The following is a 20,021-nucleotide window of genomic DNA, read 5'->3' as shown; positions in this document are numbered from 1 at the left end:
TGCAGCCCATGGCCCCCACCCGGACCCGGCTGTCGCACGCCCAGCTCGCCGACCTGGCCCGGCACGCCTTCGGCCTGACGCCGGGTGCACCCGACCTCGCCCCGGACACCGAGTTCGAGGACGCCGAGGGCGTCCTGGTCGCCACCACGAGCCCGGACGGCCTGGCCGTGCACGAGATCCCGCGCTGGCGCTCCCCGGCCAGCGTCCGCGCCGAGCTGCAGGCGCGCGGCTGGACCGAGCCGGCCGCCTGGGTCGGCACCCCGCCGGACAGCGACGCCGGCCTGCCCGACCGGCTGTTGGTGCTGCTCCCGGTGGCCGGCACCGCCCCGGACTCCGCGGTCATCTCCCTGGGCGCCGCCGTCTGGGCCGACCGCGCGGCGGGGCGGGAGACCCTCGTCGTCCCGGTGCCGGTGACCGCCGCCGAACCGGAGGTCGGCTGGCTGGAGCTCGCCACCGCCTACGGCGCCGGGCCGGTGGCCAGCCACGTCGACCCCTCGCCGCCGCACACCGGCGGGCGCGCGGTGATGTTCACCGGGCTCTCCGGCGCCGGGAAGTCGACGATCGCAAGCCGGCTGGTCGAGCTGCTGCTCGAGGGCGGGCACACGGTCACGCTGCTGGACGGCGACGAGGTGCGCACCCACCTGTCCGCCGGGCTCGGGTTCTCCAAGGCCGACCGGGACACCAACGTGCGCCGGATCGGCTGGGTGGCCGCGCAGATCGCCAAGCACGGCGGGCTGGCGGTGTGCGCGCCGATCGCGCCCTACGCCGCGACCCGCGCCGACGCCCGCCGATTGGTCGAGGAGCAGGCCGGGCCGGGCTCGTTCGTGCTGGTGCACGTGGCGACGCCGCTGGAGGAGTGCGAGGCCCGCGACCGCAAGGGCCTGTACGCGAAGGCCCGCCGCGGGGAGATCGCCGAGTTCACCGGGATCAGCGACCCCTACGAGGAGCCCATCGACGCCGAGCTCACGATCGACACGCGGTCGTCGAGCGTCGAGCAGAGCGCGCAGATGGTGCTGGCCTACCTCGGCGGCAGCTGAAGGCCGTTGCGCCGGGGGGCGAGCGTGCCGGAGGCGTCGAGGGTGAGGGCGTCGGCCTGGCGGCGGAGCAGCCAGTCGGCCGGGAGCACGAGCCGCGGCGCGACACCGACCAGGACGGCGGTGAGGACGGCGACCGCGCCGAACGCCTCACCGGTCTCCTCGACGAAGGTCGCGGCGGCCTGCCAGTAGGCGCTGGCGCCGGCGTGCCCGATGAGCGAGGTGACGCCGGAGAGGCCGACGGCGGCGGAGGCGTAGAGGCCGAAGGCGATGAGCATCCGGCGCCGGTCGCGGCGCTCGGTGCGGCTGAGCCACCACAGCCCGACCAGGACGACGGCGACGACGACGGCGCTGAGCAGGGTCGCGAGCAGCGGGCGGCCGGTGAGTCTCAGGGCGTCGATCGCCTCGTAGTGGAGCGTTCCTCCGGCCTTCACCTGGGCGATGAGCAGCGAGATCACCGCGACAGCCGCCCACCACTGCCGCCGGCCCGGCGAACGCGCCGCGCCCGCGGCGGCGGACAGGGTGGCGGCGAGGAAGATCGCCACGACGAACATGCGCGGAACGGACAGCGAGTGGTCCATCGACCAGAGCAGACCGCTCCCGTACTCGTGACCGGAGGTGCGGACGACGAAACCGACGGTCTCGAGGACGGCGGCTGTGACCAGCAGAGCGAAGGTCAGCGGCGGCACCGGGATGCGGCGGGTCCGCACCGCTGGCGACCCGGCCGGCTCGGTGACACCGCGCTCACGGCGGTCCGCCTCACGCAGCGCCTTCCCGACCACCGGGGCGGCGGCGAACGACAGCACCACCCAGCCAACGAGAACCCAACCCCACCACGCCATGTCATGATCATCGGACGCGTCAGGACGGACCTTGAACGACGTCGGGCGGTCTCACCCCTACGGTGAGGACCGTGACGTCGACCGAGCCGGCGGACGTGGGCGGCAGCGGCAGCTCCCCCGAGCCGGTGACCTACGACCACGGGGAGCACGTCGAGGGCCCGTTGTTCCACGGGACGAAGGCCGTTCTCGAGGTCGGCGACGAGCTGGTGCCCGGCCGCAGCTCCAACTTCCAGGCCGGCCGGGTGATGAACCACGTCTACTTCACCGCGATGGTGGAGACCGCCGTCTGGGGCGCGGAGCTGGCGACGGCGCTGGCCGGCAGCACCGAGCGGGGGCGCGTCTACGTCGTCGAGCCGCTCGGCCCGTTCGAGGACGACCCGAACGTGACGGACAAGCGGTTCCCCGGCAACCCCACCCGGTCCTACCGGACGCGCTCCCCGCTGCGTGTGGTCGGCGAGCTGGAGGACTGGGAGGGCCACACCCCCGAGGTGCTGCAGGGGATGCTGGCCAGCCTGGCCCGGCTGCGCGAGCAGGGCCTCGACGTCATCGAGGACTGAGGGCCGTGAGGAGCCGGTCGGCGAGCTCGGGCCGGCAGATCAGCAGGTCCGGCAGGTAGGGGTCGGGCCGGTTGTAGCGCAGCGGTGAGCCGTCGAGCCGGCTGGTGTGCAGCCCGGCGGCCCGGGCGACGGCGACCGGCGCCGCGGAGTCCCACTCGTACTGGCCGCCACCGTGCACGTAGGCGTCGGTGTCGCCGCGGACGACCGACATCGCCTTCACCCCGGCCGAGCCCATGGCCACGAGTTCGGCGCCCAACTGGGTGGCCAGGTCGGCGACCAGCGCCGGCGGGCGGCTGCGGCTGACCGCCAGCCGCATCGGCCCGTCGGAGCGGGACGGCGTCTCGGCGACGTCGACGGTGCTCAGCGTGGTGCCCTCGGCAGGAAGGGCGACGGCCCCGGCGGTCAGCTCGCCGCGCTCCCAGAGGGCGACGTGCACGGCCCAGTCGGCGCGGTCGAGCTCGGAGAACTCGCGGGTGCCGTCGAGCGGGTCGACGATCCAGACCCGGCGGGAGACCAGCCGGATGGGGTCGTCGGCGCCCTCCTCGGACAGGACGGCGTCGTCCGGGTGGAGGGCGGCGAGCCGGTCGAGGAGAAGGCGATGGGCCTCCGCGTCGCCGGCGGCCTTGCGCGCAGTGGCGTCAGCGAAGTCGCGGGCGCGGACCTGGAGCAGCAGCTCCCCTGCCTCGGTGGCGAGCTGGGCGGCGGTCTGGTGGTCGGAGGGGGTCAACGTCCGTCTTTCGCCGGGGGCGATGACCCATCCTGGCCCGTCGTCAGCTCGTCGGCGTCAGCAACCAGTGTTCGGGGACGTGATCGGGCACCTGCTGCGCGCACGCACGCAGGTCGATCTCCCGCGCCATTGCGCCGAGCAGCAGACCAGCGGCGACGACGATCACCGACCAGGCCACCAGGGCCGCGAGCCACCAGGGCCGCGAGCCACCAGGACATCGACCTCTCCTCACTGAGATTCCTGGAGGATGTCCCCTACGTCACGGCTCAAAACCTCGACGGCCCGGGGAGCAACCGCGTGCGTCGGTCCTCACCGGGCTCACGGACCGTCGGGGTCGTCCGGCGGGCCGTCGAGATCGTGATCGCGTTGGGCGTCCTTCATGTTCCGCATCACCGCCGCGACACCGAAGGCGCCGGCAGCACCGAGCACGCACCAGGCGATCAGCGCCCACGCCCACCACGGCATGGGTCATCATGGCCCGGGGTCGTAGCTCACAGCCGCGTCACCGACAGATCATCCAATCCTGTCAGGAAGGTCGGGAGGCGACGCGCGCGGCGCGGCGGGTCAGGACCGCCGAGTTCAGTAAGCGCCGGAACCGCGGACGACGGCCCCAACGGTCTTTGCGATGATCATGAGGTCAAAGCTCAGTGACCAGTTCTCCACGTACCGGACGTCGATGCGCACCGAGTCGTCCCAGGAGAGGTTCGACCGGCCGCTGACCTGCCACAGACCGGTGATGCCCGGCTTGACCAGCAGCCGCCGGCGCATGTCGAACCCGTACTGCTCGACCTCGCGGGTCACGTGCGGCCGCGGACCCACCAGCGACATCGAGCCACCCAGCACGTTGAACAGCTGCGGCAGCTCGTCGAGGGAGAAGCGGCGCAGGAGCTTTCCGACCGGCGTGACGCGGGGGTCGCTCTTCATCTTGAACTGGACCGTGTTGCCGTCGCTCTGCTCCCGCAACGCGTCGATGTGCCGGTCGGAGCCCGGCACCATGGTGCGGAACTTGAGCACGTGGAATGGCTGACCGTCCATGCCCACCCGCTCGTGCCGGTAGAAGACCGGCCCACGACTCGTGAACTTCACGGTCAGCGCGATGGCGAGCAGCGCCGGCGCGATGGCCAGCACGACCAGACCGGCGGCGAGCCGGTCGAACGCCGCCTTGACCAAGCGGCGCAGCCCCCTGAACTCCGGGCGCTCGACGTGCATGAGCGGGAGGCCGGACACCGGCCGGATCTGCACGCGGGTTCCGACGATCTCGGTGACAGCAGGGGCGAGGAGCAGCTCTGCCTTCGTCGTCTCCAGGTCCCAGCCGAGCTGCCGCAGCGCCGCGCCGTCGAGCTCCGGGGAGGGCAGGACGGCGACCGTGTCGATCTCGTGCTCGGCCACGACCCGGGCCACCTCGTCAAGACCGCCGAGCACCGGGATGCCGTCGAACTCAGCCGTCCCACCACCAGCCGTCCCCGCCGGTAGGCAGCAGCCGACGACGTGGTAGCCGTGGTAGGCCTGCCGCTCGAGCTGCCGGTGCAGGCTCAGCACTCCGCCGCGGTGCCCCACGATGATGGTCGTCTGCCGCTTGTCGCCGCCCTGCCGCGCCCGGTGCAGCAGCCACCGGTGCACGAGGCGCTGGACCAAGGTGAGCCCGGCTGCCAGGGGGAGCGCGAGCACGACGAACCCACGAGCGACCTCGAGTTTGAACGCCCAGGACACGGTGCCGACCGTCGCCAGCATGATCACGGCGGCCAGGAAGACCCGCCGGAACTCCTCGGCACCGACCCACAGGAAGCGCTGCTCGTAGCTGCGCGACACCAGCATGGCCGTCACCCAGACCAGCGGCAGTGCGACGACGAACCAGGTCGTCACCGGCCCGGGCCCAGGCGTGTCCGTGCTCGGGCCGAAGCGGAAGAGCGCCGCGACCAGCGCGGCCACCGTCGCTGCCAGTGCGTCGCCGACGACGATCTGACGGACGTACCTGTCCCGCCATGATCGGCGAGCATCGGTACCGGCGCCACGGAGCCGACGCACGGACGCCAGTCGGCGCCGCGGAACGGCGTCCGGGTCGATGAGGTGCGCGTTCTGGGCGCGAGTGTCGAGCGTGGCCATGCGTGGATCCCCCGGTGCTGTGTCCCGCAGGAAGTGCGGGACCTAGTCGTGCCTGACACAGCGCGGGAACCCCGTCGTCCACCACCTGGGCCAGAACGCTAGCGGGGACGGTAAGCCCAGGGGAGCCCCGCTTCTGGGCAATTAAGGGCGGTGTGTCACATTCGACGCACAGGCCTGAACGCAACGCAGCGAGACCGCTGCACTCCGCAACGACGCGCCGCCCGTCACCCGCGCGCAATGGGGGCTACAGCTGGCATCGACGGAGACGCCGGGTCAGAGGACTCATCAGTCACGGCCGACTCCCGTACGTTCGGCCCGACGCCTGAGCGGATCAACATCGAGCGCAGCGGGCCCTGCGACGTCGCCGGCCAGCTCCAGGCACCACCATCGAGCAATCCCGCGCGGCGGCCCGACGCCCGCCGCCGCGTAGGGGCCGGAGCCGTGGTGTGCTCCGCGCAGTGGCGGCAGCCGAACACTGGGTCGCCCGGACGGAGGAGCGGACTTGAACAGTCGACAGCGAACCGGCAGTCGCCGGCACGGCCCGTTCGCCGGATCTGCTCGACAGTGACGACCGGCGGTTGGAGTGATCGTGTCGCGTCCCTCGTTCGTCGCTCGGTGGCGCCGATCGTCAGGCGGCATGAGCGCAGGTTGCCGACCGACGCAGGTCGACGCCGTGTCCTCCACGCCGTGAACCGTCTCGGGGACAAGGGAGACGGCATCTCCAACGTCTGCGTCGACCTTGCTTGCCAACAGTCGATGGAGGGCGATCACGTGATGGTCGCCACGAACGTAGGCGGCTTCACCGATCTCGTCGGCGATTTCGGAGTCGATGTCGTGGAGGTCGACTTCAGTTCGCGAAGCGTCGCCGTTCTGGTCCGCACGACCGTCCGCTTCCGGCGACTGGTGCGCGAGTTCACCCCCTGCATCGTGCACGCCCACACCATGGTCGCCACAGTCATCGCGAGGATCGCCGTCGCTGGCACCGGCACGAAGGTCGTGGCGACGGTGCACAACGAGTACCAGCGCGGAGTCATCCTGATGGCCGCCGCCCACCGAGTCGTCGGAGTCAGTTCGGTGGTCGCAGAGTCGATGCGGCTGCGCGGGCTCCCCCGATGGAAGATCCGCACGGTCCTCAATGGAACGGTGGGCTCGGTCAGACGCCAGGCAAGGGACGCTGGGCTGCCCATCGACCTCCTGCAACCAGCACTCGTCGCAGTGGGGGCTGTTTCTCACCGCAAAGGAGCCGATCTCCTCGTGGAGGTTGCCCTGGAAGTCGCCCGGTCGCACGGCGCTCACACGTACTTCGCCGGCAACATCGACTGGGATCTCCCACGGAGAACGGCAGCGAACTCCGACGTCGCCGACCATGTGCACTTTCTCGGTTTCCAACCCGACCCTCGCCGACTTCTTGCATCGGCCACGGTCTTCGTACTGCCGTCACGTCGCGACCCGGCTCCACTGGTGCTCGTCGAGGCGATGGAAGCGGGTCTGCCCATAGTGGCCACAGCAGTAGACGGCGTGACTGAGCTGCTTGCCGGAGGTGCCGCCGGACTGCTCGTCGGACCGAACGACCCAGCGGCGTTGATCGCAGCAGTTCGACACCTGCTGGACGACCCGGCCGCGCGGCAAGAACTGGGGGACGCGGCGCTCTTACGGTCGACGGACCTGAACGTCAGGCGCGTGTCAGCGGACTACCGCATGATCTACGAAGAACTGCGGCGCGGGCGGACGTGTGCGCCATGAGCCAGGACGGGCCGCGACCAACGGATCGTCGCTCACCATGTGAAGCCCGCAGGAACAAGCCGCTGAGCGACAAGGGGAACTCCTGATGGCGCGCCGCCACGCTGTCTGTTACACCGCCACGACGGGTTACCTGTTCCACACGGTGGTGAGCGCCCTCCAGGCTCGCGCGAACACCTCACCGGACACCGAGATATACGTGCTGTGCTTCGGTTCCGGGAGCTCCCTCGAGGAGTCCGCTTTCCAACGAGTCTGCGCGGGCTCTGGCATCACGCTGCTGTCCGTTCCGAGGGACCGCCTCAACGGCCTCCACCCCACGTACTCGCGCCTCTTTCTCGACGAGTTCCTCCCAGCCCACGTCGACGAGGTGCTGTACCTCGACGGGGACACGCAGGTCGTGGCGAACATCGATCCACTCGTCGAGGCGCCGATCCCCACGGGAGGAGCCCTCGGCGTCCGCGACCCGATGGTCTTCATCCGAGAGTCGAGCAACACTCTGAAGAAGAGGATCGACGGCTGGTGGGACAGCAGTGGCATCCCCCCGGGGATCAGAGCCAGGTACATCAACGCTGGCGTACTCCGCATCAGCCGTGCAGATCTGGGAGGACTGCGGTCAGACGTCCTCCGTGAGTACGGAGACAAGCTCGGTCTTCTCCACTTCCTCGACCAGGACGCCATCAACCTGGTTCTCGGGAAGCGGCTGCAGCCGATCTCCATGAGTTGGAACTTCCCGGGCTTCTTGCTCGGCACGCAGATGGTCGAGATCGCGCGCCCCAGGATCATCCACTTCATGTCGGACCCGCGTCCGTGGAATGCCGCGCTACCCCCGTGGGGAGTCCATTACCACCAGCCCTATGCGCAGTTCGTGAAGGATCATCCGCAGACTGCCGAGTATTGGCAACGCCTCTCCGGCCGAGCCAAGACGAAGTACGCCCTGCAACAGCGCTACAAGCACGTCACCGAGCGCCGGGCCCATCAGTCCAGTGCAGCAGCACGGGCACTGCGGGAGCTGGAGCGGGACACGCGCGACCTGGGCTGACCGTGAGCTCGGCTGGACTCGTGTGCTGGTCTTCGGCCGGTGGCAGTGGTCATGGCTCTCGGCCTGACTGGCTTGGTGCCTTGAGCGGACCGTCCGTCTGCCGCCGCTGCCCGGCCCGGCCCGGCCCGGCCCGGCCCGGCCCGATGACGTTGACCTGATCAGGAGCTTGACTCCCAGTGACTGCTGGCGAGTCCCGTCACAGTCCTGCCTGGCTGCACCGGACCGAGGCCTTCGGCGTGCCACCGGTCAGGAGGAGATCGCATGTCCATGCTGGCGGGACGGTCGCGGTCGTCATCGGCGTCCGCAAGCACCTGCCCCAGGCCACGGTTGACCCGCTGACGCAACGGCGCTGCCTCTGCGATGCCCGCCGGCACTGCCCCGATCCCTGTGGCCTCGGTCAGGACCGCCGCTACCGGCTCACCCGCGGCGACGGCAACTCGACCGAGCTCTGCACGCCATCGCCATGTCCCGTCTGCGCTGTGAACAACAGACCCGCGACCAGGCCGACCGCTGGCGCTCCGGGGGCAAGGCCGACAGGGACGCCGAGGCTGCCTCGAGCGATGCACTGCCGTGAGCTCCACCGCCGACTCGAGGCCGCGACCCACCAGGTCGACGATCCCGAGAGCGTCCGGGTGGTCGGCTCACCGCGGCTGCCGGCTCCGTCGCGGGCCGACCCGCCGGACGACACGCATGCCCTCGGAGACCAGCACCGCGATGTCCGATCGACGAGGCAGCACGAAGGCGGCCGAGGGCATCGACAGCAGCCGCGCCACCATGAGCACGCCGAAGGCGGTCGACAGGGCACTTCCCATCAAGGCCGCCGTCGCAGCGCCTACGGCACCGAGGGCTGGCGTCAGCACGACGATGCCGATCAGGTTGGTCACCAGGGCCACGATGAGCGCCACGGAGCGGAGCCCGGGTCTACCGGCAGAGGCCAGCCCGGCCCCGGCGATCAGACCCGGGACGCTGATCACGGAGCTGGCCAGCAGCAGCCAGGTCGGCCCGATGGCCCCGTCGAACCCCTCGCCGAACAACGTGCTGATCCAGAAGGGCAACGACCCACCGAGCACCAGTGAACCGGTCAGGGCGATCAGCGTCGCCAGCCGGGCGGTCAGGGCGAGGCGCTCCGGGTCAGCTCGGGCGCTGTCGGCCCCGAAGACGACGTCCCGCACGGTCTGGGCGACGATGAAGGGGACGTCGGAGATCGTGATCGCGACGACGAGGATCCCGAGCTGGGTGGCGTCGGACAGCGGGATCACCAGCAGCTGGCTGAGCCGGGCCATGAGCATGCTGGCGACCGCACCCAGCCAGATCTTGGACCCGAAGCTCAGAAGCGCGGACGCCATGTGGACCTGCGGTCCGGGCTCCGCCGGTGGCAGCGGCGGGGCCAGCGCGAGCTTCCAGTAGACCGCGCCGGCGACGATGGGCGCGATGGTCATCACCAGGACCGCGCTCAGCACGTCCAGGTGCCCGGTGAGCGCCAGGGCGGCGAGGACCACGAGACGGAGCAGCGAGTTCGTGATCCGTTCCATCGCGACCGCGGTCCACATCTGCCTGCCCGACGCCGCCCCGCGGAGCAGGTTCACGAACAGGGCGGGGATGGCCAGTGCGGTCCCCAGCACCATGAGGTCGGCGAGGTCCGCGTCACCTGCTGACAGGAACGACGCGGCGAAGAACACCCCGATGAGGCAGGCGGCACCGAGGACGGCGCTGAACAGGCTTGCCCACCACAGCGCCACCCGGGAGGAGTGCGGGCGCTTGGCCAGGTGGTAGGTCAGGGCCTCGGGCAGACCCAGCGTGGCAACGCTCACCACCAGGAGGTTGGGAGCGATCACGGCGGCGGCCTCGCCCCGGCCGGCGACGCCCAGGGCCTGCGCCAGTATCGGCGCGGTCACGATGCCCACGACGGGCACGAGCATGCTCGACGCGGTCATCACGAGCATCGCGCGCCGGAACCCACCGGTGTCGGACATGCGGCCCCTCCAGTCGTGCCGGTACCGCGCGGGATGGGCGGGGACAACTGCCACCATGAGCCCGGGACCGTCCCACGGCGACCGTGGGACGGGGTCCGGACCTGCGACGCTGCGGGATCCGGCAAGGTCGGCGTCCGTCGGCCGGTCACGATACGCAGCCGCCTCCCGCGACCAGCTGCCGTGACCGTGGTTCGGGTCGAGCGCCGGTCCCGGACCGACCCAACCGGGCTGACCTCCTCTCTCTGTTAGGGTCCGCCGACGACGCAGACGTCGCGCAGACCCTTGACCACGGCATCCGCCCTGGCCCACAGGAAGTAGCCCGGTGATCCTGCACGACTACCTGAGGGTTCTCCGTCGCGGCTGGTGGGTCGTCGTGCTGCTGACCCTCCTCGGAGCCGGCGCGGCCATCGCCGCGTCGTTCGCCACGACCCCGGCGTACTACGCCCGGGCAACGGTCGTCGTGGCGACCGTCGGGGATGCGTCGCCCGGCGATCTCCAACAGGGCAACGTCTTCGCCATGCAGCGGACCCCCACGTACGCCGACCTCGCGACGACGGCCACTGTGCTCGACCGAGCCGCCGCCACCCTGGGTGCAGGCACCGACACCGAGGACCTGCGGCGGTCGGTGACCTCGGTCGCCCGCCCGGAGACGGCGATCATCGACATCGAGGCGAGCGGCAGCGACGCCGCCCTCGTCGCGGAGCGGGCCAACGCTGTGGCTGAGGCGCTGACGGTGGAGGCTCAGGTCCTCGACGCGCCCGGCGTCGCGTCGCCGGTACAGCTGACCGTGGTCGAACCGGCCGCCCAGCCCGAGGTCGCAACGACACCGCGTCCGCGGAACAACCTGCTGATCGGGATCGTGGTGGGCCTCGTCCTGGGCCTGGCCATCGTGGTGGTGGCCGACGCGCTCGACACCCGGATCCGCACCTTCGCCGACCTTCCCCGGTCTCCCGCACTGGCCACGCTGACCTCGATCCCGACCGGGCGGGCGCGGCGTGCCCGCGGAGTCTCCGCCTCCGATGCCCGGGTGGAGTCCTTCCGCAACCTCCGGGCCAACCTGCAGTTCGGAACCCAGGCCCGAGGAGTCATCGCGGTCGCCGGCGTCACGTCCGCGTCCGACGCCCAGGGGGTCGCGCGCCAGCTGGCCGCGGCCCTAGGCGAGATCGGCTCGACCGTCGTCATCGCCGACGTCGACCTCCGCTCCTCCGGCAGCAGGCACCGGGACCGGAAGAACGACGCCACCGAGCTCCGGCCCGGTGTGGCAGACGTGCTGAACGGCACCAGCTCGGTGGACGAGGTGATCAGCGTGGCCAGCGCCGATCACGTCTACGAGTTGACGACCGGAACCGTGGACCCGTCCTCCGCGCAGCGCCTGAGCACCAGCGCCATGCGCGACATGCTCGACGACCTGTCCGCGCGCTTCGACTACGTGATCTTGAGTTGCCCCCCGCTCGTCGAGCGCTCCGAGTCCGCCGTCGCCGCAGCACTCGCCGGCAACAGCCTGGTCGTCGTGGAGTCCGGCGCGACGAAGCGGTCGGAGTTCCTGTTCGCACTCGAGTTGCTGGCCGGTGTACGGGTGACGTCGATCAGCGTCGCGCTCGACCACGTCCGTGATCTGGACCTGGGTGGGACCAGCGGTCAGACCGTCCTCGCGGGCCAGACGGCGACCTGACCCGCTCTTGATCCGGTGGCGCTGCCCCCGGCTCGCCGTGTCACGGCTGCATGCGCCAGCACACCGAGGGACATCCACAGGATCCCGCTGGTGTCGGCGAGGTCCGGACCGCTGACGAACTTCGAGATGAGCAGGGCCGTCAGCGCCCACACCACGGGTCGGAACGCGCGGACGCCGTAGCCCTGCCGGATGAGCGTGCCGACCGCGATGGCGAAGAGCACCGTGCCGACGATGCCCAGCGTGCTGAGCAGTGCCGCCAGGAATGACGAGGGCCGGTTCGACCCGAGGCCGACGCCCAGACCGAAGGTCCGGAAGAGCAGTTCATAGGACGCCGTGTCGGCACCGGAGCGGTCCGAGTAGGACGACGACGCAACCTTCTCGCTGACGCCTCGCTCGATCGCGGCGGCCACGATCGGCAGCAGCCACAGCGAGGCTATGACCGCGGCGCAGGCCGTGGTCACGCTGAGGGGGTTGAGCGGCCCGCGCTTCAGCACGAACCTGCTGAGGAAGACGACGACGGACAGCAGCAGGAGTGCGAGTCCGGCGACGAGGAAGGTCCCCGATGTGGAGATCACGGCCAGGTACAGCGCGATCGCCGCGACGAGCAGCACGCCGAGCCTGCGCAGCGCCCGGACCTGCGGGGCGCGGGAGAACATGTAAGCGGCCGTGACCAGGGACGACGTGGCAAGACCCGCCGGCTCGGAGAAGATCCCGCGGAACCGCTGCACGTTGCCGGGTGCAGTCTCGATGAAGACGAACGCCGGGGAGTTGTCGAAGAACCCGAGCGGATAGGGAACTCCGAAGGTCGCATGCAGGTAGGCCCAGAAGGAGAGCATGGTCGCCAGGCCGGCCGCGGTGCCGATGATCTGCGGCACCGTCCGCGGGGACCGGGCGAGGAAGACGACGACGCACACGCCGAGCACCAGGTAGACGATCTGAGCGACGTTGGACGACGACAGAACTCCGGCGGAGAGCCGGCTCTCTCCACCGCCCGGCGCCAAGACGCTCAGCCCGTCGAAGAGCAGGGGCGCGGCGAGCGTGATCAGCACCGCCCAGAGGGTCAGAAGCACGAGCGCGGCGACCCCGGGGATCCTCGGAGCGTCGAGGGACTGGAACCTGCGGGAGCGGATGAGGAGTCCCAGGGCGAGCCCGGCCGCGGCCCCCAGTGCGACGAAGTAGAACGTCGGCACGGCGGTGTCTCCGAAGACGACGGCCGCCCCGATGGGGGTCGCACCGCCCAAGGCGAGTGCACGCCCGTATCCCCGGCCGCTGAGGGCCCCGTAGAGGACGACCGCCAGGGTGACCAGCGTGAGAGTGGTCATCGGGCCTCCCCTGCCTCGCCGCAGCCAGCGGCAGGCGCCCGACTGGTGTCCCTCCGTGACCGCTCGGCAGTGTAGCGACAGCGGGCCGTCCGCGCCGAGACCAGACAGGTAGGCTCGCGGCCTCCAGGACGGTGTCCGAGGTGTACGCGACAGGGCTGTCCGCGACCCACCGGTGGGTGTGCGTGTCCGCGGCTCGAGTGTTCACGGGGTGGTCCAGACGAAACGGAGAACCGTCGCCGTCATCGGCGCGGCAGTGGCCGTCCTGGCGGTGCTCGTAGGAGTGATCGTCCACGTCAACCGGACAGCCGATGTCCGGGTCCGCGCGTCCTCGGAGACACCCACGTCCAACTCGGCCGCCCTGATCAGCGGGAGCGACGAGGCGTCGTCCGCGGACGTCGCCAAGCGGCCGGTGGTCTGGCAGACCGACGGGCAGACCAGGGGCGCCTGGGTCGAGCTGACGTGGTCCAGGCCGACCCGGGTGGACCACGTCGAGGTCCGAGCGGCCGGGGACGGCAGCACGGCCTTCACAACCGCCACCCTGACCTTCGGTGGAGCCGGCGCGCTGCTGCTGACCGCCGACGAGACCGGCGACGCGGTCGTCGACTTCCCGGGCCGGACGACGTCCTCGGCCCGGCTGACGATCGCCGACGTCCCGGACGGCGCGACGTCGGTCAGCCTGGCGGCGCTGTCCGTCGACGGCTCCGGTCCTGACCACGGCTCCTCGGTCACCGCGCAGGCGACCCCGACGGCTCCCGGTCAGGCGAGTGCACTGGTGGACGGCGACGTCGCCGGAGGCGCGACCGGCCAGGAGTGGCTCGCGCCCACCGGTGACCCGACCGCTGAGGTCCAGCTCGGCTGGGACTCCCCGCGCGAGCTGGCCAGCGTCCAGCTCTTCGGCCCCTCGCAGACGACGTTCGACCCCGCCAACTCGGCGGCGGCACCGCTGCACGGCCAACTGGTCTTCGACGACGGCAGCACGGTGGTGGTCTCCGGGATCGCCGGCGGCACCGGCCAGGCGACCACGATCGCCTTCATGCCGCGGATGGCCCGCTCCGTGCGGGTGGAGCTGGAGAAGACCATCCCGGCCGCGGTCATCGGACTGCGCGAAGTCGTCTTCCACGAGACGGGGACCACTCCTCCGCGCTGGCCGGTGGAGGACGGGTACTCGACCAGCTCAGCCGCTCCAGCATCCTGCGAGTCGTCCGCCGTCCCGGTGGCTACGCCGCAGGTCGGCAGGCTCACGCTCGTCTGCCCCTCGCCCAGCTCGACGGTGGACGGCGTGGCGACCATCGTGGTGGCTGCCGACGCCACGACAGAGCTCCAGGTCAGCGCATCACTCGGCCTCGGCACGGCGGCAGACGGCGCTGTCCAGCCCGTCGCCTCGGGCACGGCCGGTGCGGACGGGCGCGCGACCCTGAGCTTCGACACGACGAGGCTCCCTCAGGGCCCGCTCACCGTGCAGGTCACCGCGAGCGGCCCGGCGGCCGGGTCGACACCGGCCCTCTTCGTCCAGCTGTACAACAGCGCCGGCATCGCCCAGCCCGCAGCCGGTCACGCCCCCGAGGGCATGACCCTGCAGTGGGACGAGGAGTTCACCGACCCGCTGTCGATCACCCAGACGGGCGCCGGGGCGACCTACGCAGCCACCAAGCCCGCCTACTGGGGCACGTCAGAGTTCGGCGACGCGGTCTTCGCCGACCCCGCCGACGGCGCCGGGAACATCTCCACCGTCGGCGAGGACTACCTGCGCATCCGCGCGGAGCCGATCGGAGGCCGCGACGTCCCCGCTCCCTACGGACAGCAGCACCTCGGCGGCATCCTGTCCTCGCTGACCGTCGGCGGGGGTGGCTTCGCCGCCCAGTACGGCTACTACGAGACCCGGATGCTCGGCGCGCCCGGGGCCGGGACGTGGCCCGCCTTCTGGATGCTGGACACCGACAGCGCCACCACCACCAGCAACAGCTCCGGCGAGATCGACGCCGTCGAGCTCTACGGCCACAACACCGCGGGCAGCTGCCACGCGCTGCACAACTGGGTCGACGGTGAGGACGTCGGCGACGTCGTGGACTGCAAGGAGGACAACGGCTTCTCCGACTGGGCGATGAGCTGGCACACCTACGGCGTCCGGATCGTCCCCACGGGAGCCGTCTACTACATCGACGGCAAGCAGGTCGCGAAGATCGACGGCCTGCAGGACCACCACTCCGACCCGTTCTTCTTCATGATCGACCTGGCGCTGGGCGGCGGCTGGCCCATCGACCTCACCGCGACCGGCAACGTCTCCGACCTCTACGTTGACTGGGTTCACGTCTACACGTGACCCCGGGACGCGACCCGCCCGGGCTCAGGCGCCCCGGGCCACGGGGATGTCGAGGATCCGCTCGGGGGTGAACCGCCGGCGGGCGATGTCGCCGGCAGCACGCAGGTTCCCCCGAAGGCGCTCACGCCGCCAGCCCGACTCCGGGCCGGCGACCGAGCGCACGGCGTTCTTGCCCAACCTCGGTACCGTTTCGCGGAGGGTCAGCCAGAGCGGGAAGCTGCCGACGTGGTGCAGGTAGGCCGGGTTCATCACCTGCGAGTAGCCGAGCCGCTCGTGCGCCATCCGACCACCGGACTTGACGCCGCGGTGCACCACCACGCAGTCCTCGACCCTGGCCAGGGTGCCATGCCTCATCAGCCGGCGCGCGAAGTCATGGTCTTCGAGCCAGGAGTACAGGGGGAGCCGCCCGTCGAATCGTTCGCCACCGATTGCGCCGAGGCGGAACCCGAAGTTGCACCCGTACAACTCACGACTCTCGCGCCAACGACGGCTCACTGGAGTCGACCACGAAGCTGCCAGCGCTCGCTCGGCTTCTTCCCGCGGCACGGCGTCGGCCGCGGCGCCGTCCAGCAGCACCCGTCCGGTGATCCCCACGACCTCGGGATGGCAGGCGAAGAAGTCCATCGCCTGCTCGATGAAGTCCTCGCGCACCACAGCATCGTCATCGAAGCAGAAGACGTGGGTCGCGCCCGGAATGGCGTCGAGCCCCGCATTGCGCTGTGCTGCGAGCCCGCGATCGTGCACGACGATCGCGCCGGTTGGCAGGGGTCCGTCAGGAAGACTCTGCACATCGGGCACCGACAGGACGAGCGTGAAGTCCTGACGGGTCTGACGTCCGAGATCGGCGATCACCTCGCCGAGCAGCTGCGATCGGCCCGCCGATGCGAGAACGACCCCGATGACGTCCGTCGTCCGAGCCTCCCGACCGTCACTGGCGGCAGGAAGCGTCGAGTCGCCCAAGGAGTACTCCACAATCGGAAGAGGATCACGAGGCGTTGGACGCCGTGGCGGCCACCCGAGCCAGGCAGACGATAACCGCCGGGGCTCAGCGGCGGGCACATCGAGTCGACCTGTGATCTCTCTTACTGCAGGTAGGCGGGGTACCCCGCCCCCGATAGCGTCACTCGCTGCCACGAATCGTCGGCGTACCTCCTTGCGCTTCGACCCACTGCCTGACGACGGAGGAAGAGTGACGTCCGTCGTACGTCAACGCTCGGTGGCCGTCGACGTCGCTCGTGGTGTGGCCATCGTGGGTGTCGTCTTCAACCACGCCGTTGACGGCCTGATCAGTGCTGGCACGTTGAGCCCCGAAGGCTGGGTGGCTGACGTCAACGCTGCGCTCTACCTCTTCAGGTTGCCTGCTCTGGTCTTCTTGGTCGGCTTGTTCATCCCAGGTGGCGTGACGAAGCGCGGTCGTACCGGCTACGTGGGCACCCGCACCCGCCTGCTCGTCTGGCTGTTCGTCATCTGGCAGGTGCTCCAAGGGGTGGTCGAAGTGGCGACCGGCTCTGTCCGCAATGGCTCGACGAATGCGTCGGACCTCTACCGGTTGTGGGCACCGGTGGCTCATCTGTGGTTCTTGCCCTTCCTGGCGATCGCCACCGCACTGGTCGTCGCGTTGTCCCCTTGGCGCCGGGGATCGGTGGGTCAGGCGGCCCTCGCCTGTTGCTTCGTCGTGGGGCTGTTCTCCTGGGGCTGGGATGTCTACTGGTTCGGGCTTCGGGGACTCGCGCTCCTGCCCTTCCTGGCGGTGGGTGCCTTCGTGGGCATCGTCCGCATGTCGGCGCTCCTGGCACGGCCCGGATGGCAATGGGCTGCCGTGGGTTCTTCCGCCGTGACGCTGTTCGTCCTCGTCCTGCCGATCGGCGTGGTGCCGGGCACAGAGGCCGCTCCAGCAGCACTCGGGATCCGGGCGATGAGCATGCTCGCCGCTTGGCTGGGAGTCGTAGCGCTCGTGGCCGCCTCTTCCCTCCTGGCACGGACGCCGGCGATCAGCACCTTGCTGGCCGCCATCGGACGGGTCACGCTGCCCATCTACCTCGCCCACGTCACAGTCGTCGCAGGCGCCCGCATCGTCCTGATGTCCTTCGGTGTGACCGGTCCGTCCTTGCTCCTGTTCCTCGTACCTCTGGGACTGGCGGTGCCTTACGTCGCCTGGAGGTGCAGCGCAGCTCTGCATCTCCGCTGGTTGTTCGACTTCCCGGGACCCCCGACCCGGTCGTCGACCCGCGAGCAGTCCGCGCCTCGGACGCCAGCCGTCCACCGGGACGTCATCACCCCCCGGGGAAGGCACCGCGCGCGACGTTGAGCGGGATCTCGTCCCGCACTCCTGGGCCACGGCGTGCCGACGATCCTGCCCGGGCATCATGATCGTGTGCAGACCCCAGCGAAGGCCCGTCCAGCTCGGCGCCAGGCGTGACCACGGCCCCCCGCGTCACCCTGGTCCACGAGCGGTTCACCGAGTACGCCGGTTCCGAGGCGGTGGTCGAGCAGCTGGCCCGGGAGTGGCCTGATGCACCGATGTACGCACCCATCGGCCGGGTCGATGTCCTGCCCGCGGACCTGCGACCCCGGCTGCACACCACCCGGCTGAGCCGGCTGCTGCGCGGCAGCACCTACGCGCACCTGCTGCCTGCGCTGCCGATCGCCATGAGCCGGCTGCGGCTCCCACCCTCCGACGTCGTGATCGCCTCGCACCACGCCTTCGCCACCCAGGTGGTCCGGGCGACGTCGGCACCGGTCGTCGCCTACGTGCACACGCCGGCCCGCTGGGTGTGGGACCCGTCGATGCGCGCCGGCGAGATGGGCAAGGGGCTGGGCGCGGCAGCGCTGGGCGCCTTCTCCACAGCCTTCCGGCCGGTGGACCTCCGGGCCGCGGCCCGGGTGCACACGATGGTCGCCAACTCGCGGGCGGTCGCCCAGCGGATCGAGGACTGGTGGGAGCGGGAGGCCACGGTCGTGCACCCCCCGGTGGACACCGAGTACTACACCCCGGACGCCGATGTGCCGCGGGAGGACTTCTTCCTGCTCGCCGGGCGGCTGGTCCCCTACAAGCGTCCGGACCTCGCTGTACGCGCGGCGGCACGGGCGGGTGTCCCCCTGGTCGTCGCCGGAGACGGTCGGGCGCGGGCCGAGGTCGAGGCGCTGGCCGGACCGGACACCCGGTTCGTCGGCCGGGTGGACGACGCGGGACTGCGGGACCTGTTCCGCCGCTGCCGGGCGCTGCTGATGCCCGGCATCGAGGACTTCGGCATCGTGCCGGTGGAGGCCCAGGCCTGCGGTGCGCCGGTGCTGGCGGTCGACGCCGGCGGTGCGCGGGACTCGGTGCTGCCGGGGGTGACCGGTGAGCTGGTACCGCTGCCGACGGCGAGCGGCGACGAGGTCGACGACTGGGCGCAGCAGCTCGCCGCCTTCGACAGCTCCCGCTACCGGGACACCGCCATCCGGGCCCACGCCGAGACGTTCTCCCGCGCGCGGTTCCGGAGCGCGATGGCCGACGTGGTGGCGGCGGTCAGGTCGAGCTGACCGCGGCGACGGTCTCGGCGGCGACGTCGTCCCAGGTCCGGGGCTGCCGGTCCCGCGTCGGTCGGGGCGCGGAGAGGTGCCGGAGGACGGCATCGGCCCAGGCCGGGACGTCGTCAGCCCGGAGGTGATCGGCGTCCGAGCCGCTGACCTCGACCAGCGCCGGGTCGAGGGAGGTGATCAGCGGCGCGCCCAGGTCGAGGGCCTCGACCGCGGGCAGCCCGAAGCCCTCCGCCAGGCTCGGGGCCAGCACCACGGCGGCGTTCTCGTAGCACCACCGGAGTGTCCCGTCGTCGACGCCGGTGAGCTGGACGACGTGCCCGGAGGCCACCAGCCTCGCGTGGTCCGGGCCGTAGGCCTCCACGCCCCAGGCCGGCGGCCCGACCAGCGCCAGGACGGCGTCGGGCCGCTGCTCGATCACCTGCGCCCACGCCGACACCGCGACGGCCAGGTTCTTCCGCGGTGAGGAGTCGCCCACCACGAGACCGAAGGTCTTACACGCGAGCCCGTCGACGGGCGTCGCCGCGCTGCTGAGCAGCTGCGGGCTGGTGGCCAGCGGCACCACCGCGGTCCGGGCCGCCAGCTCCGGCGCCCACTGGGTGAGCCGGGTGCGGGTGGCCGCGCTGACACACAGCAGCGTGCCGGCCTGGCGCAGCGCTCCGGCGTAGGGACGCCGGAGCAGCGTGCGCTTGGGCAGCGGGAAGTCGGCGGGCCGGTCGAAGAGCAGCATGTCGTGCACGGTGAGCACCGTCCGCGCCGCGACCGAGCGCGGCAGCAGGTGCTTGGCGCCCTGGACGACGTCGAACCGGGACGCCAACGTGCGGCTCAGCAGCGACCGCTCGAACGCCGGCACGAGCGGGTCCGGCACGCGCGCCGGGAGCCGCACGATCCGTTCCTCCGACCCGGTGAGCTCGGCGAGCGAGCCGGCCGCTTGCTGCGACGTGAGCAGGTGCAGCTCGACGTCGTCCCGGCGCTGCAGCGCCCGGGCGAGCTCGACGGTGTAGCGGACGATCCCGCCACCGCGCAGGTCCTGGGGGACGTGCCCGGCCATCAGCAGCCAGCGCACCGGCCGGGCGCGGTCAGTCGGCATCGGGTCTCCCTCTCGGCTCGAGTGGCGAGAGGAGCCCGCCCACCTGCACGGGGAGCGACGCTACCGGCTCCGATGAGGCA

17 protein-coding genes are annotated in these 20,021 nt (G+C 71.1%); 8 read left to right on the top strand and 9 right to left on the bottom strand.

Features of this window, described 5'->3' with window-relative positions; all coding sequences use genetic code 11:
• The first annotated feature begins 8 nt into the window (after positions 1–8).
• Positions 9–1,037 carry an adenylyl-sulfate kinase gene (cysC, locus tag MODMU_RS29235; RefSeq protein ID WP_014738556.1) on the top strand — a complete coding sequence of 343 codons (1,029 nt, stop codon included), beginning with the start codon at positions 9–11 and terminating at the stop codon, positions 1,035–1,037.
• On the opposite strand, the gene MODMU_RS02340 is transcribed toward cysC, so the two are convergent.
• Entirely contained in the window at positions 1,019–1,876 is an 858-nt protein-coding gene (locus tag MODMU_RS02340; RefSeq protein WP_014738555.1) for a hypothetical protein, read from the bottom strand. The genes cysC and MODMU_RS02340 overlap by 19 nt on opposite strands.
• 125 nt (positions 1,877–2,001) lie before the next feature.
• Here MODMU_RS02340 and arr point away from each other — a divergent pair, with 125 nt between their 5' ends.
• Positions 2,002–2,433: an NAD(+)--rifampin ADP-ribosyltransferase gene (gene arr / locus MODMU_RS02335; protein WP_051144103.1), complete on the top strand. Its 432-nt coding sequence runs from the start codon at positions 2,002–2,004 to the stop codon at positions 2,431–2,433.
• Here the strand turns inward: arr and MODMU_RS02330 are convergent.
• The 4 genes from MODMU_RS02330 to MODMU_RS02325 form a co-directional block, all read right to left on the bottom strand.
• Complete coding sequence (locus tag MODMU_RS02330; protein WP_014738553.1) at positions 2,420–3,160, bottom strand: 3'(2'),5'-bisphosphate nucleotidase CysQ; 741 nt, start codon at positions 3,158–3,160, stop codon at positions 2,420–2,422. The two genes, arr and MODMU_RS02330, sit on opposite strands and share 14 nt — an antisense overlap.
• A 43-nt stretch (positions 3,161–3,203) precedes the next feature.
• Complete coding sequence (locus MODMU_RS29890; RefSeq protein ID WP_269454057.1) at positions 3,204–3,326, bottom strand: hypothetical protein; 123 nt, start codon at positions 3,324–3,326, stop codon at positions 3,204–3,206.
• A gap of 152 nt (positions 3,327–3,478) precedes the next feature.
• A complete protein-coding gene (locus MODMU_RS28270; RefSeq protein WP_166503373.1) occupies positions 3,479–3,625 on the bottom strand; it encodes a hypothetical protein in 147 nt (48 codons plus the stop codon).
• Positions 3,626–3,739: 114 nt separating this feature from the next.
• Positions 3,740–5,263: a sugar transferase gene (locus MODMU_RS02325; RefSeq protein WP_014738552.1), complete on the bottom strand. Its 1,524-nt coding sequence runs from the start codon at positions 5,261–5,263 to the stop codon at positions 3,740–3,742.
• Positions 5,264–5,950: 687 nt separating this feature from the next.
• Here MODMU_RS02325 and MODMU_RS02320 point away from each other — a divergent pair.
• Both MODMU_RS02320 and MODMU_RS02315 read left to right on the top strand, forming a co-directional pair.
• Positions 5,951–7,006 (top strand): glycosyltransferase family 4 protein, encoded by a 1,056-nt coding sequence (locus MODMU_RS02320; RefSeq protein WP_014738551.1) that lies wholly within the window; start codon positions 5,951–5,953, stop codon positions 7,004–7,006.
• Between the two features lie 85 nt (positions 7,007–7,091).
• Positions 7,092–8,042 carry a glycosyltransferase family 8 protein gene (locus tag MODMU_RS02315; RefSeq protein WP_014738550.1) on the top strand — a complete coding sequence of 317 codons (951 nt, stop codon included), beginning with the start codon at positions 7,092–7,094 and terminating at the stop codon, positions 8,040–8,042.
• Positions 8,043–8,683: 641 nt separating this feature from the next.
• On the opposite strand, the gene MODMU_RS02310 is transcribed toward MODMU_RS02315, so the two are convergent.
• Positions 8,684–10,015: an oligosaccharide flippase family protein gene (locus MODMU_RS02310; RefSeq protein ID WP_014738549.1), complete on the bottom strand. Its 1,332-nt coding sequence runs from the start codon at positions 10,013–10,015 to the stop codon at positions 8,684–8,686.
• Positions 10,016–10,337: 322 nt separating this feature from the next.
• On the opposite strand from MODMU_RS02310, the gene MODMU_RS02305 reads away from it, so the two are divergent.
• On the top strand, positions 10,338–11,687 hold the full coding sequence (locus MODMU_RS02305; RefSeq protein ID WP_014738548.1) for a tyrosine-protein kinase domain-containing protein: 1,350 nt from the start codon (positions 10,338–10,340) through the stop codon (positions 11,685–11,687).
• On the opposite strand, the gene MODMU_RS02300 is transcribed toward MODMU_RS02305, so the two are convergent.
• Positions 11,654–13,009 (bottom strand): hypothetical protein, encoded by a 1,356-nt coding sequence (locus MODMU_RS02300; RefSeq protein WP_014738547.1) that lies wholly within the window; start codon positions 13,007–13,009, stop codon positions 11,654–11,656. The two genes, MODMU_RS02305 and MODMU_RS02300, sit on opposite strands and share 34 nt — an antisense overlap.
• Before the next feature lie 253 nt (positions 13,010–13,262).
• On the opposite strand from MODMU_RS02300, the gene MODMU_RS02290 reads away from it, so the two are divergent.
• On the top strand, positions 13,263–15,329 hold the full coding sequence (locus tag MODMU_RS02290) for a DUF7402 domain-containing protein (RefSeq protein WP_166503372.1): 2,067 nt from the start codon (positions 13,263–13,265) through the stop codon (positions 15,327–15,329).
• A 24-nt stretch (positions 15,330–15,353) separates the two neighbouring features.
• On the opposite strand, the gene MODMU_RS02285 is transcribed toward MODMU_RS02290, so the two are convergent.
• A complete protein-coding gene (locus tag MODMU_RS02285) occupies positions 15,354–16,301 on the bottom strand; it encodes a glycosyltransferase family 2 protein (RefSeq protein WP_014738545.1) in 948 nt (315 codons plus the stop codon).
• A gap of 244 nt (positions 16,302–16,545) precedes the next feature.
• On the opposite strand from MODMU_RS02285, the gene MODMU_RS02280 reads away from it, so the two are divergent.
• Positions 16,546–17,637 carry an acyltransferase family protein gene (locus MODMU_RS02280; protein WP_041794872.1) on the top strand — a complete coding sequence of 364 codons (1,092 nt, stop codon included), beginning with the start codon at positions 16,546–16,548 and terminating at the stop codon, positions 17,635–17,637.
• 107 nt (positions 17,638–17,744) lie between these two features.
• Complete coding sequence (locus MODMU_RS02275) at positions 17,745–18,854, top strand: glycosyltransferase (RefSeq protein ID WP_014738543.1); 1,110 nt, start codon at positions 17,745–17,747, stop codon at positions 18,852–18,854.
• On the opposite strand, the gene MODMU_RS02270 is transcribed toward MODMU_RS02275, so the two are convergent.
• Positions 18,841–19,941, bottom strand: coding sequence for a glycosyltransferase family 4 protein (locus MODMU_RS02270; RefSeq protein ID WP_014738542.1), 1,101 nt, complete (start codon positions 19,939–19,941; stop codon positions 18,841–18,843). The two genes, MODMU_RS02275 and MODMU_RS02270, sit on opposite strands and share 14 nt — an antisense overlap.
• Between the last annotated feature and the right edge of the window lie 80 nt (positions 19,942–20,021).

Origin of the sequence: Modestobacter italicus (assembly GCF_000306785.1) — a bacterium.
GTDB classification, from domain to species: Bacteria; Actinomycetota; Actinomycetes; order Mycobacteriales; family Geodermatophilaceae; genus Modestobacter; species Modestobacter italicus.
The sequence above is the reverse complement of the archived record's forward strand: the minus strand, read 5'-3'. Positions and strand labels throughout refer to the sequence as shown.

Bases quoted from the DNA above. Each gene is read 5' to 3' on its own strand.
- cysC (WP_014738556.1), top strand. From the start codon at position 9: ATGGCCCCCACCCGGACCCGGCTGTCGCACGCCCAGCTCGCCGACCTG.
- MODMU_RS02340 (WP_014738555.1), bottom strand. From the start codon at position 1,876: ATGGCGTGGTGGGGTTGGGTTCTCGTTGGCTGGGTGGTGCTGTCGTTC.
- MODMU_RS28270 (WP_166503373.1), bottom strand. From the start codon at position 3,625: ATGCCGTGGTGGGCGTGGGCGCTGATCGCCTGGTGCGTGCTCGGTGCT.
- MODMU_RS02325 (WP_014738552.1), bottom strand. From the start codon at position 5,263: ATGGCCACGCTCGACACTCGCGCCCAGAACGCGCACCTCATCGACCCG.
- MODMU_RS02315 (WP_014738550.1), top strand. From the start codon at position 7,092: ATGGCGCGCCGCCACGCTGTCTGTTACACCGCCACGACGGGTTACCTG.
- MODMU_RS02310 (WP_014738549.1), bottom strand. From the start codon at position 10,015: ATGTCCGACACCGGTGGGTTCCGGCGCGCGATGCTCGTGATGACCGCG.
- MODMU_RS02300 (WP_014738547.1), bottom strand. From the start codon at position 13,009: ATGACCACTCTCACGCTGGTCACCCTGGCGGTCGTCCTCTACGGGGCC.
- MODMU_RS02270 (WP_014738542.1), bottom strand. From the start codon at position 19,941: ATGCCGACTGACCGCGCCCGGCCGGTGCGCTGGCTGCTGATGGCCGGG.